The sequence below is a fragment of the Massilistercora timonensis genome (assembly GCF_048354975.1).
Classification (GTDB): Bacteria; Bacillota; Clostridia; order Lachnospirales; family Lachnospiraceae; genus Massilistercora; species Massilistercora timonensis.
In genome coordinates this window covers 1-10,586 of sequence record NZ_DBGCJQ010000071.1, presented here as the reverse complement: position 1 = coordinate 10,586, position 10,586 = coordinate 1, and the positions used below count along the sequence as shown (strand labels likewise).

Sequence of the window (10,586 nt, the reverse complement as noted above, 5' to 3'; positions counted from 1 at the left end):
TCCTGCATCATGCAGCCGCACAGGGCGATCATCATATGAGGGTTCTTTTTCTTCCGGGGTTTTTGCTGCCCCAGCCGCCCGTAAAGCCTGGTATTGGCGTTCTCCCGTACGGTACAGGTGTTGTAGATCACAAAATCCGCCCGGTCTTCCGGGGCCTCCTCATAGCCTACAGATTCCAGGATCCCTCTAAGTTTCTCCGAATCCCTGGCGTTCATCTGGCAGCCGAACGTGATCACGTGATAAGAAAGGGGACGCCCAAGCGTCTCCTTTCTCTCCTGCACCAGTTCTCTGGCTTTCTCTATGAAATAATACTGTCTCTCCGGCTCTTTTGCCGGTATGTTCTCAAGCATATGCATGTTGGTTCCTGTCTTTCGATTATTCAAACCGGACCTTCATATAGCCCTTGATGGCCTCGACACATTTCTCAAAGCCAAGTTTTCCGCTGTTCAGGCACAGGTCGTAGTTTCTGGCGTCCTCCCACTGATGCCCGGTATAGTACCGGTAGAAATCTCCCCGGTATTTGTCCGTCTTCTCAATGAACCGCTCCATCTCCGGGCGGGTCATGCTGTTGCGCTCCAGGGATCGCTCCATGCAGAAATCCTTGTCTGCGTGGATAAATACGCTCATCACATTGGGATAATCCTTCAGCACGAAGTCCGCGCACCGTCCCACGATCACGCAGGATTCCTTCTCCGCCAGATCTTTGATCACTTTAGCCTGGTAGTTGAAAAGGTTCTCGTCTGAGACAAATCCGCTGCTCTCCGGCGGAAGAAGCTCTCCTTCGTAAGGCTTTTTCAGCACCTTGAACCAGCTGGCGATCTTCACCCGCTCGTCCGCCTGGCCGAACAGCCGCTCATTGATCCCGCTTTCCTCAGAAGCCATCTTCAGGATCTCCCGGCTGTAGCAGTTGATCCCAAGATCCCGGGCCAGCATGGCGCCGATGGTCTTTCCGCCGCTTCCGTACTGTCTGGCGATGGTAATTACAATGTTATCCATAAGACGACCCCCTATTCACCTAAATATGCTTTCTTGATGGAATCATTATTCAGAAGATCTGATGCCTTTCCTTCCAGTACGATGTTTCCTGTCTCCAGAACATATCCCCGGTCCGCGATGGACAGCGCCTTCTTGGCGTTCTGCTCCACCAGGAGCACGGTAGTTCCGCTGTCGCTGACCTCCTGGATGATGGAGAAGATCTCATTTACCATGATGGGGGAAAGCCCCATGGAAGGCTCGTCCATCAGAAGGATCTTGGGCTTGGACATCAACGCCCGGCCCATGGCCAGCATCTGCTGCTCGCCGCCGCTTAAGGTTCCTGCCATCTGGTTTCTTCTCTCTTTGAGCCGTGGGAAACGCTGATATACCTTCTCCAGCGTCTCTTCGATCTCATTTCTGTCTTTTCTTGTATAAGCGCCCATCCGCAGATTCTCATAGACACTTAAGTCCGCGAACACACGCCGCCCTTCCGGCACATGCGCCATGCCAAGAGACACGATCTTATGGGCCGGCATTTTCGTCAGTTCTTTTCCTTCAAATACCACAGAACCGTTCTTCGGGGCAAGCAGCCCGGTAATGGTGTGGAGGATAGTCGTCTTCCCGGCGCCGTTGGCTCCGATCAGCGCGATCACCTCGCCCTGGTTGACTTCGAAGGAAACTCCTTTGATTGCCTGGATCACGCCGTAGTAAACTTCCAGGTCTTTGATCGTAAGCATTGCCATAACCTTTTCCTCCTTATTCTCCCAGATATGCGTTGATCACCTGCGGGGAGTTTAAGACCTCGCTGGTCTCTCCCTGCGCCAGGATCTGCCCGAAGTTTAAGACGGTAAGTTCCTCGCAGATCCCGCTGACCAGTTTCATGTCATGTTCGATGAGAAGGATGGTCATCTTAAATTCATCCCGCACGAAACGGATGGTATCCATCAGTTCTCCCGTCTCGTTGGGGTTCATGCCTGCCGCCGGTTCGTCCAGAAGCAGAAGCTTCGGCTCTGTGGCCAGCGCACGGGCGATCTCCAGCTTCCGCTGCTTGCCGTAAGGAAGGTTGGATGCCTTGTACAGGGCTTCTTCCTCCAGTCCGAAGACCTTGAGAATCTCCATAGCCTTCTCATCCATCTCTTTTTCCACTTTCTTATAGCCCGGCAGCCGCAGGATCCCGGTTACCGCAGAATAAGGATGGTGATTGTGGAGGCCCACCTTCACATTGTCCAGAACAGACAACTCTTTGAAGAGCCGGATGTTCTGGAAGGTTCTGGCGATCCCTTCTTTGTTGACCTCAATAGTCTTCTTACCGGTGATATCTTTTCCGTCCAGGATCACCTTGCCGGTGTCTGGTTTATACACGCCTGTGAGCAGGTTGAATACGGTGGTCTTGCCGGCGCCGTTTGGGCCGATCAGGCCGTAGAGCTGCTTCTCCTGAATGGAGAGGTCGAAGCTGTCCACCGCCCGCAGTCCTCCGAAGGAGATTCCCAGGTTTTTTACATCTAATAATGCAGCCATGGTTAGTTAACCTCCTTTTTTCTGAATTTCAGGAACGCCAGATGCCGCTCTCTCCACTCGATGGCCTTAGGAGCCCAGTTGAACAGCATCATCACGATCAGCACGATGGCGTAGATCAGCATCCGGTAGTCGGACAGCTCTCTTAAAAGCTCCGGGATCAGAGTCAGGACTACCGCGGCGATGATGGAGCCCCGGATATTCCCGATGCCGCCCAGCACTACGAATACCAGGATCATGATGGACATGTTGTAGCCGAAGTTATCCGTGGTGGCGGTAAGACTGGACAGGTTGTGGGAGTACAGTACGCCCGCCAGGCCTGCCAGGGCCGCAGAAACGGTAAATGCCATCAGTTTATATTTGGTGATATTGATCCCCACGGACTCTGCCGCGATCCGGTTGTCCCGGATGGCCATAATGGCGCGGCCGTCTCTGGAATCTACCAGGTTTGTCACAATAAAGAGCGTGATCAGAAGGAGGATGACGCCGATCAGGAAGGTAGAATCCGTTGGCGTCCCTGTGATCCCCTGAGGTCCGTTGATGATCACGTCTCCTTCCAGGTCCATGTCAAGGGACATGGCGTCCTTCATGGAGAAATGGAACCCGTCGGCGTCCTTTCCGATCCAGAGGACATTTACCAGGTTCTTGATGATCTCGCCAAAAGCCAGGGTTACGATGGCCAGGTAGTCACCTTTCAGCCGCAGGGCCGGAATCCCGATCAGGATCCCGAATACTGCCGCTGTGGCGGCTCCGATCAAAAGCGCCAGGAAAAACCGCAAAGGCGCCGCCGTGATCACATCCTGGGTACATCTTGAGAAAAATGCACTGGAGAACGCTCCCACGCACAAAAATCCTGCATGTCCCAGGCTCAGCTCGCCCAGGAAGCCTACTACCAAGTTCAGAGAAACAGCCATGATGGCGTACATGCAAAGGGGCACCATCAGACCTTCCAGCAGACTGGACATGCTTCCGGTTGAGATCATGGTCTGGGCGATCACGTATACAATGATCACCATTGCGTAGGTGATCAGATTATTTTTTGTCGTTTTCTTCATCTTCTTCAACATCTTCCCCCCACCTACACTTTCTCTTGAATGTTCTTGCCCAGGATACCGGTAGGCTTCACCAGAAGAACGATGATCAGGACTGCAAACACAATGGCGTCCGCCATCTGGGATGAGATATAGGCACGGGCCAGGATCTCGATCACACCCAGAAGGATTCCTCCGATAAACGCTCCGGGGATGGAGCCGATACCGCCAAATACCGCCGCCACGAAAGCCTTGATACCCGGCATGGCCCCGGTGTAGGGGGACAGGCTGGGATAAGCAGAACAGAGCAATACACCTGCGATGGCCGCCAGGGCGGAGCCGATGGCGAAGGTCAGGGCAATAGTCCCGTTCACATTGATACCCATCAGCTGGGCTGCGCCCTTGTCCTCGGACACGGCGCGCATGGCCTGTCCGGCCTTGGACTTGCGGATGAAGAGCATCAGTACCACCATGATCACGATACAGGCAATGATGGTGACAATGGTCTCGCCGGAGATGTTCAGTTTTCCGCCTGCCAGAGACAGACCGGACCAGCTTACTACCGTCTGGAAAGACTGATTGTTCGGTCCGAAGATCAGAAGCGCCAGGTTCTGCAGCAGGTAGCTGACGCCGATGGCCGTGATCAGTACAGCCAGCGGGGATGCCGCATTCCGCAGAGGTTTGTAGGCGACACGCTCGATCAATACACCCAGAGCGGTACAGGCTACCACCGCTGCCAGCACGCTGGCTACAGGCGGAAGTCCTGAGGTGGTCATACAGGTCAGCGCCACATAAGCGCCGATCATGATAACATCACCGTGAGCAAAGTTCAGCATCTTGGCAATGCCGTATACCATGGTGTATCCAAGGGCGATGATCGCGTATACGCTTCCCAGGCTTAATCCGTTGATCAAATAAGATACAAAATCCATACACACACCCTCTCATCTCTTTTTCTCTAAGAAAGGGCTGCCCAAAGGCAGCCCTCCGATTCCTTTGTAAATGATATTACATTGCCTCGTAAGTGCCGTTGCTGATCACTACAGCTTTTGCTTCCTTGGAAGGCTCGCCGTCTGCAGACCAGGTGATGCCTGCTCCGGTCAGACCGTCGATGGTGATCTCGGTCATTGCGGTCTTCATCGCTTCACACATATCGGAAACGCTCATATCCGGTGTAACCTCTCCCTGCTCAGCAGCTGCCTTGATGGCGTAGATACAGTCATAAGCGTCAGCTGCGAACTGGATCGGAGCGATATCAAAGGCCTCTTCATAAGCTTTGACAAAGGTCTGGGTCATCTCGTCCTCCGCGTCAGCGGTGAACGGGGTCAGAAGCATAACACCTTCTGCAAGAGAAGTATCAAATCCTTCTACATCCAGCAGTCCGTCCAGACCGTCACATCCGAAGAACTTCGGTGTGAAGCCCATCTTGTCTGCCTGAGTCAGGATCAGGGAAGCTTCCTGATAGTAGATCGGCAGGAATACCAGCTCAGCGCCGGAGCTCTTGGCCTTCTGCAGCTGTACAGAGAAGTCTGTCTTGCTGTCAGCGGTGAACGCCTCTGCAGCTACTACTTCCAGTCCCTTAGCCTCTGCTTCTTTGGCAAAGTTCTGGTAAATACCGGAAGAATATACATCAGAGCTGTTGTAAATTACTGCAACCTTGGTTGCCAGCTTGTTGTCTGCGATATAGTCCGCGGATGCAGTTCCCTGACTGGGATCAGAGAAGCAGATACGGAACGCATTGTCATACTGGATACTCTCAACCGCTGTAGCGGAAGGAGTCAGCTGGAACATATTGTCCTCAGCGGTCTCTTTCACAACTGCGGTACAGGGGTTGGAAGTTACGGTACCAACCAGCATCTGCATACCCCAGTCCTTCAGAGTGTTGTACGCGTTGACGGATTTCTCAGAGTTGTTCTGGTCATCCTCAAACTGGAACTCGATCTGTTTGCCGTTGATTCCGCCGGCCTCATTGATCTCATCTACCGCCAGCTGCGCGCCGTTCTGTACGGCTGTTCCGTAAGCAGCTGCATCACCTGTGGTAGGTCCAATGCCGCCGATCTTAAAGGTATCAGAATTGGAAGCCTGTTCCTCATCGGAACCGCCGCCGCAGGCTGCCAGTGACGTAAGCGCCAGGGAAGCCGCAAGTACAAGGCTCAGTGCTTTTTTCATTTTCATAATAATTCCTCCTTTGAACCTCTCATATCTTTTATACTGATTGTTTTCAATATTAAACCCTCTGAAACCCCTTTGTCAACTAAAAATGCTCATTTTTTAGAATCCACTCTATTTTTTTACAAACAGAGGTCTCTCAGACAAAACGGTGTCTGGAAGCATCGTATTCATAATCGATGCCCTTAAGGGTGCGCAGGATCCACTCCTGATCAGCCTGCATATCCTCACACAGCGCCTCAAGGGATGGATACTGATCCCTGAGCTTGGTGTTCACCACACTCAGCAGCATCACCGGGTCTTTAGGCAGTCCCATCTGCATAAATGCTCCTCCTTTCCGTCACCACCACATCCATAGGGCAGTCCAGCTCCGTAACCGGGAGCTCTGCAAGGATCTGACACTCGAAGGCCAGCCCCACCCGGCAAAGTCCCGGATGGCCGGCAAGAAAACGGTCGTAAAACCCGCCGCCGTATCCCAGCCGGTTCAAGTGTTCATCAAAAGCAAGACCCGGCACGATGGCCAGGCCTTCTCTTCCCGCTCCTTCGATCCCTTCCTCCGGCTCCGGGATCCCGAAGACGCCGGGATAAAGCTTCCCGGTGGAAGTGACCGGGTAGAACCGGATCTGACGGCCCTGCACCCGGGGCGCCCACACCCGTTTGTGCCGGCGCCAGGCCTCCCGGAGGATCTCCCCGGTGGGGACTTCTGTGCCAAAATCCAGATAGCAGTAGATCTCCGACGCATTCTGGAAGGCCGGAAGTGCCAGAAGCCTTTCTGTGGCACCCTTTCCGGCTTCCCGGCGGCCGCTCTCTCCCAGGGCTTCTCTTGCCGCCTTCATCCGTTCTCTAATTTGCTCTTTGGTTTCCATTTTTGTTCCCGAATTTCTTTCCCAGGTCGGTAATACTGCCGTCCGCCTCCTGGATGGAAATGTTGTTCAGCTGGCTTCGCAGACTCTGCTTGAAAGCTTCCACATACTCCCTTCTCAGGATCTGTTGTTCTTTACGCTCCGTCTCGGTTAAACCCTCTGCTTTAGACTTGTGGTACAATTCATTGATGCGGGCGATCTTCTTTTCGTCCATGTATTTCATCCCTCCTGACGGTATTGGTCAAACTACCGCTCTATCTTACACCATCCACGCCCGGAAGTCTATGTTTTTAGCTGGAATAATTTTCCAGGAACCCGTAGAGCTGGGCCTCTCCTTCTACATATTTGCCGTTTCGCACTTCTTCCCGCACAGAAGGAGGCAGCTCGTCAAACCGGATATCCGTGTATTCATAAGCTGTCGTCCGGTCGCTTAAGTAGACCACCACATATCCGTTGACTTCCATCAGATAATAGCAGTCTTCCTTCAGTGCCGCGCCGTCCGCAGTGACAGATTCTTCCTCTGCCCCCGTCTCTTTTCTTTCCTCTTCTTCTGTCTTCTGCTCTGCCTGGGCCCGCTCCTTCGCCTTCTGAAAGGTGAACTGATAGGCGCAGGTGATCATAAGGACAGCAATGATAGTGACAGCAAAAAAGCCAATCCCGTACTTGTTCTTCATAAGGACAACTCCTTTTTTAGTACAGTATTGGCTTTTTGAACTTCAAATATACGTTTGCACTCTAACGAAGCAGATGGAGCTTCTTGCACAGGGAAACAAGCTTGGTTCCCTTGGGTACTTCCCGAAGCTCTGCCTCTGTCAGTCCGCCAAGAAGGATCAGGGACACCCCGTAGACAGCCACTGCCACAAGAAGAGCTACCACGGTAGCGATCTGGGTTCCCACGAAGAGCTCAAAGAGCAGATGGACAAGGAGCGCCGCTCCTCCCATCAGCACTGCGGCTGCCGCCGGGATCACAAAGGTCTTGCGCTGTTCCTGCACATATCCCACTTCTTCCCGGAGAGAATGGGAATTCAGGATACAGGTGGAGGCGGAAAAGACGATCTTGCTCACTACCACTGCATAGACACCCCATTCAAAGACCACCATCATGATAAACAGCGCCACAATGTGGATCCCCAGGGAAATGGCCGCGTTTCGCACCGGGATCATCATCCGGTCCATCCCCTGCAGAACGGCGTTGGTCACTGTGGAGAGACAGTAAAAGATCACCGAAAGGGCTCCCACCTGGAGGATCCTTGACGCTTCCGCATTATTTTCCGTGAAGAACAGAAGGTCCAGCACCGGGCGGGCCAGCACCAGAAGTCCAACGGCGCTGGGGATGGCGATCATCATGTCAAACTTGGCAAAAAGAGCGATCTTCCGGTGGACCTGCTTGCGGTTTCCTGCCTTGACCGCCGCCACCAGGCTGGGGATCAGAGATGTTGCCAGCGCATTGGAGAAAGCCAGCGGCACATTGATCACCGTATCATATTTTCCGCTCAGGATCCCCACATAGTTGGCGTACTCTGCCTCCTGATAGCCCTGAGCCGACATGATAGAACCGAACATGGCGTTGTCCACCACGCCGCACAGGTTGTAGACGGTAGAACTTAAGAGCACCGGAGCGATGGTGATAAAAAGGATCTTGAAGATCCTCTGATAACTCTCCCGCTTCCGGGTCCGGTCTTTCCGCATCTGACGCTTCAGGACCCGCCGGTACACCGAGAAGATAAACACCAGAAGCAGCAGGGCGCTGGCGGCTCCCGCCACAGTACCAAGAGTTCCTCCCGCAGCGGCGAAGGCATAGCCCAGGGACCCGTCGGAAGCAGCCCTTCCGGCCTTCAGAAGCAGGTACGCGCCCAGAACGCTGACCACTGCGTTGACGATCTGTTCCAGCACCTGGGAGAAGGCGGTTGGGATCATGGATCCGTTGCCCTGAAAGAAACCACGGAACACGCCCAGAAGGGCAACCACCAGGATACAGGGAGCCAGCACCCGCAGGGCATAGGCGCTTAAGCTCATAGCCATAAGCTCAGAGGCGATAAATCCGGCGCCAAAGAAAATAATCAACGCCGCCGTGCCGCCCACTGTGATGGCGAAAGCCAGGGCGCCCCGGAATACCTTGTAGGCGTTCCGGTACTGGCCTACGGCTACTCTTGCCGAAACCAGCTTAGACACTGCCAGGGGCAGGCTGTAAGAAGTAAGAGTCAGGGCGATGGCATAGATCTGAAACGCCACCCCGTAGTAGCCCATCCCCGTGTCGCCCATGATATTGACCAGAGGCACGCGGTACACTGCGCCGATGATCTTGGTGATCACACCGGCTACCGCCAGGATGGAACCCTGTACCAGAAAACTTTTTCCGCTTGTCTGCTTTGAATTTGCCATGTTTCTTCTATCATCCTATCGTAAATCTATCGTAAAATCTGCAGGTTCTCCAGGATCTTCTCCTGGAGCGCTTCCATTTCTCTTCGCTCTTCCTCTTCCATATGGTCGTAGCCGGACAGATGGAGGATGGAGTGGACCACAAGGAACGCATACTCCCGCCGGGGTGCATGGCCGTACTCCTCCGCCTGGGAGAGCACCTTCTCCTTGGAGATCACAATGTCGCCCAGCAAAAGCCTTCCAGTCTCCGGATCAAAACAGTCCGGACGGTCCTCCAGGAAATCAAACTCCCCCGGGGTCTCATATTCGATCATGGGAAAGGAAAGCACGTCTGTAGCCCGGTCAATGTTCCGGAATTCCCGGTTCATCTCCCGGATCTGCCCATTCATAGTAAGAAGCAGATTTACCTCTGCTTCATAAGGACATCCAATCTCATCCAGGGCGGCTTCCGCCGCTTCCCGGGCAAGTGTTTCTGTATCGACAGGGAGCTTAAGATCCCCCTCTTCTTCCAGATATATGGTCATGAACGTTTCCTCCTGCCCCGGTTTTTATTTCTTGCCGAACGGCTCTCATACTCTTCGTAGGCCTTGACGATCTTCTGTACCAGCGGGTGGCGTACCACGTCCTTGCTGGTCAGATGGCAGATACTGATATCCTCGATCTTCTGCACCACCGCCGTGGCCACATCCAGGCCGGATACCTGGCCTGCGGGAAGGTCCTTCTGGGTCTCGTCGCCGGTGATGACCACCTTGGATCCAAACCCGATCCTGGTAAGGAACATTTTCATCTGGGCCGGCGTGGTGTTCTGCGCCTCATCCAGGATGATAAATGCATTGTCCAGAGTACGTCCCCGCATGTAGGCAAGGGGCGCCACCTCGATCAGGCCTTTCTCAGAATTCTTCAGGAAGCTTTCCGCTCCCATGATCTGATACAAAGCGTCATACAGCGGCCGGAGATAGGGATCGATCTTGCTCTGCAGATCTCCCGGCAGGAACCCCAGCTTCTCTCCCGCCTCAATAGCCGGACGGGTCAGGATGATCCGCCCCACCTCGTTGTTCCGAAAGGCAGTGATGGCCATGGCCATGGCAAGATAAGTCTTGCCGGTTCCGGCAGGCCCCAGGCCGAAGACGATCATCTGGCGCCGGATGGCGTCCACATACTTCTTCTGTCCTACAGTCTTGGGCTTGATCGGTTTCCCCTGAAGAGTATGGCAGATAATGTCCCGGTCAATCTCCAGTACGGAGTCCTCCTGGCCTTCCATGGCAAGCGCCAGGGTATAGTCTACGTTCTGCTCCTGGATCACATTCCCCCTCCGGGACAGCTCCAGAAGCTGTGAGAGGACACTTCTGGCCCGTTCCACCTGAGCTGCGTCCCCTAAGATCTTCACACTCTCGTCTCTTGCGATCAGTGTGACATGTAACGCCCGCTCGATCTTCTTGGCAAAAACATCGAACTGGCCGAATAGATTCTTCGCATGTTCAGCAGGGATCTCAATTACTGCTTCCATCATTCCCATCTGCATCTTCTCCTGACTGTTCTTGCGGGGGAATCTCGGTCTTCACCGCAGGCTTTGCTTCCCCCACCGGCATAAGGACGGTCAGTGTCCCCTGTGCCCGGGCCTCCTTGGACCCTGTGTATATTTTAACATCATTCT

The 10,586-nt window shown here is 53.9% G+C and carries 13 protein-coding genes and 1 pseudogene; all 14 read right to left on the bottom strand.

Features of this window, described 5'->3' with window-relative positions; genetic code table 11:
- Nucleotides 1-350, bottom strand: a pseudogene (locus ACML7B_RS06700) (tRNA (N6-isopentenyl adenosine(37)-C2)-methylthiotransferase MiaB); the annotation flags it as partial.
- 25 nt (nucleotides 351-375) lie between these two features.
- Nucleotides 376-996 carry an AAA family ATPase gene (locus ACML7B_RS06695; protein WP_418540062.1) on the bottom strand — a complete coding sequence of 207 codons (621 nt, stop codon included), beginning with the start codon at nucleotides 994-996 and terminating at the stop codon, nucleotides 376-378.
- 11 nt (nucleotides 997-1,007) lie between these two features.
- A complete protein-coding gene (locus ACML7B_RS06690; RefSeq protein ID WP_418540065.1) occupies nucleotides 1,008-1,712 on the bottom strand; it encodes an ABC transporter ATP-binding protein in 705 nt (234 codons plus the stop codon).
- A gap of 19 nt (nucleotides 1,713-1,731) precedes the next feature.
- Nucleotides 1,732-2,493, bottom strand: a complete 762-nt coding sequence (locus tag ACML7B_RS06685; RefSeq protein WP_418540060.1) for an ABC transporter ATP-binding protein — start codon at nucleotides 2,491-2,493, stop codon at nucleotides 1,732-1,734.
- A gap of 2 nt (nucleotides 2,494-2,495) precedes the next feature.
- Complete coding sequence (locus tag ACML7B_RS06680; RefSeq protein WP_106788198.1) at nucleotides 2,496-3,557, bottom strand: branched-chain amino acid ABC transporter permease; 1,062 nt, start codon at nucleotides 3,555-3,557, stop codon at nucleotides 2,496-2,498.
- Nucleotides 3,558-3,568: 11 nt separating this feature from the next.
- Complete coding sequence (locus ACML7B_RS06675; RefSeq protein WP_418540057.1) at nucleotides 3,569-4,453, bottom strand: branched-chain amino acid ABC transporter permease; 885 nt, start codon at nucleotides 4,451-4,453, stop codon at nucleotides 3,569-3,571.
- Between the two features lie 76 nt (nucleotides 4,454-4,529).
- Nucleotides 4,530-5,690 carry an ABC transporter substrate-binding protein gene (locus ACML7B_RS06670; protein WP_418540063.1) on the bottom strand — a complete coding sequence of 387 codons (1,161 nt, stop codon included), beginning with the start codon at nucleotides 5,688-5,690 and terminating at the stop codon, nucleotides 4,530-4,532.
- Nucleotides 5,691-5,829: 139 nt separating this feature from the next.
- On the bottom strand, nucleotides 5,830-6,012 hold the full coding sequence (locus ACML7B_RS06665) for a DUF4250 domain-containing protein (protein WP_418540055.1): 183 nt from the start codon (nucleotides 6,010-6,012) through the stop codon (nucleotides 5,830-5,832).
- Nucleotides 5,993-6,556, bottom strand: a complete 564-nt coding sequence (locus ACML7B_RS06660; protein ID WP_418540053.1) for a 5-formyltetrahydrofolate cyclo-ligase — start codon at nucleotides 6,554-6,556, stop codon at nucleotides 5,993-5,995. The genes ACML7B_RS06665 and ACML7B_RS06660 overlap by 20 nt, the downstream gene beginning before the upstream one ends.
- On the bottom strand, nucleotides 6,534-6,767 hold the full coding sequence (locus ACML7B_RS06655; protein WP_106788202.1) for a DUF896 domain-containing protein: 234 nt from the start codon (nucleotides 6,765-6,767) through the stop codon (nucleotides 6,534-6,536). Before ACML7B_RS06655 ends, ACML7B_RS06660 begins: the two co-directional genes overlap by 23 nt.
- A gap of 76 nt (nucleotides 6,768-6,843) precedes the next feature.
- The gene (locus tag ACML7B_RS06650) at nucleotides 6,844-7,227 is read right to left on the bottom strand and encodes a hypothetical protein (RefSeq protein ID WP_418540052.1); all 384 of its coding nucleotides are present in this window, start codon (nucleotides 7,225-7,227) and stop codon (nucleotides 6,844-6,846) included.
- Nucleotides 7,228-7,288: 61 nt separating this feature from the next.
- Nucleotides 7,289-8,935 carry a polysaccharide biosynthesis protein gene (locus ACML7B_RS06645; protein WP_346708393.1) on the bottom strand — a complete coding sequence of 549 codons (1,647 nt, stop codon included), beginning with the start codon at nucleotides 8,933-8,935 and terminating at the stop codon, nucleotides 7,289-7,291.
- A 26-nt stretch (nucleotides 8,936-8,961) separates the two neighbouring features.
- Complete coding sequence (ybeY, locus tag ACML7B_RS06640; RefSeq protein ID WP_418540050.1) at nucleotides 8,962-9,456, bottom strand: rRNA maturation RNase YbeY; 495 nt, start codon at nucleotides 9,454-9,456, stop codon at nucleotides 8,962-8,964.
- Complete coding sequence (locus ACML7B_RS06635) at nucleotides 9,453-10,448, bottom strand: PhoH family protein (protein ID WP_106788206.1); 996 nt, start codon at nucleotides 10,446-10,448, stop codon at nucleotides 9,453-9,455. The genes ybeY and ACML7B_RS06635 overlap by 4 nt, the downstream gene beginning before the upstream one ends.
- Between the last annotated feature and the right edge of the window lie 138 nt (nucleotides 10,449-10,586).

Excerpts from the sequence above, each read along its gene's own strand:
- ACML7B_RS06695 (WP_418540062.1), bottom strand. The coding sequence starts at position 996 with ATGGATAACATTGTAATTACCATCGCCAGACAGTACGGAAGCGGCGGA.
- ACML7B_RS06690 (WP_418540065.1), bottom strand. The coding sequence starts at position 1,712 with ATGCTTACGATCAAAGACCTGGAAGTTTACTACGGCGTGATCCAGGCA.
- ACML7B_RS06685 (WP_418540060.1), bottom strand. The coding sequence starts at position 2,493 with ATGGCTGCATTATTAGATGTAAAAAACCTGGGAATCTCCTTCGGAGGA.
- ACML7B_RS06680 (WP_106788198.1), bottom strand. The coding sequence starts at position 3,557 with ATGTTGAAGAAGATGAAGAAAACGACAAAAAATAATCTGATCACCTAC.
- ACML7B_RS06675 (WP_418540057.1), bottom strand. The coding sequence starts at position 4,453 with ATGGATTTTGTATCTTATTTGATCAACGGATTAAGCCTGGGAAGCGTA.
- ACML7B_RS06670 (WP_418540063.1), bottom strand. The coding sequence starts at position 5,690 with ATGAAAAAAGCACTGAGCCTTGTACTTGCGGCTTCCCTGGCGCTTACG.
- ACML7B_RS06665 (WP_418540055.1), bottom strand. The coding sequence starts at position 6,012 with ATGCAGATGGGACTGCCTAAAGACCCGGTGATGCTGCTGAGTGTGGTG.
- ACML7B_RS06660 (WP_418540053.1), bottom strand. The coding sequence starts at position 6,556 with ATGGAAACCAAAGAGCAAATTAGAGAACGGATGAAGGCGGCAAGAGAA.
- ACML7B_RS06655 (WP_106788202.1), bottom strand. The coding sequence starts at position 6,767 with ATGGACGAAAAGAAGATCGCCCGCATCAATGAATTGTACCACAAGTCT.
- ACML7B_RS06650 (WP_418540052.1), bottom strand. The coding sequence starts at position 7,227 with ATGAAGAACAAGTACGGGATTGGCTTTTTTGCTGTCACTATCATTGCT.
- ACML7B_RS06645 (WP_346708393.1), bottom strand. The coding sequence starts at position 8,935 with ATGGCAAATTCAAAGCAGACAAGCGGAAAAAGTTTTCTGGTACAGGGT.
- ybeY (WP_418540050.1), bottom strand. The coding sequence starts at position 9,456 with ATGACCATATATCTGGAAGAAGAGGGGGATCTTAAGCTCCCTGTCGAT.
- ACML7B_RS06635 (WP_106788206.1), bottom strand. The coding sequence starts at position 10,448 with ATGGGAATGATGGAAGCAGTAATTGAGATCCCTGCTGAACATGCGAAG.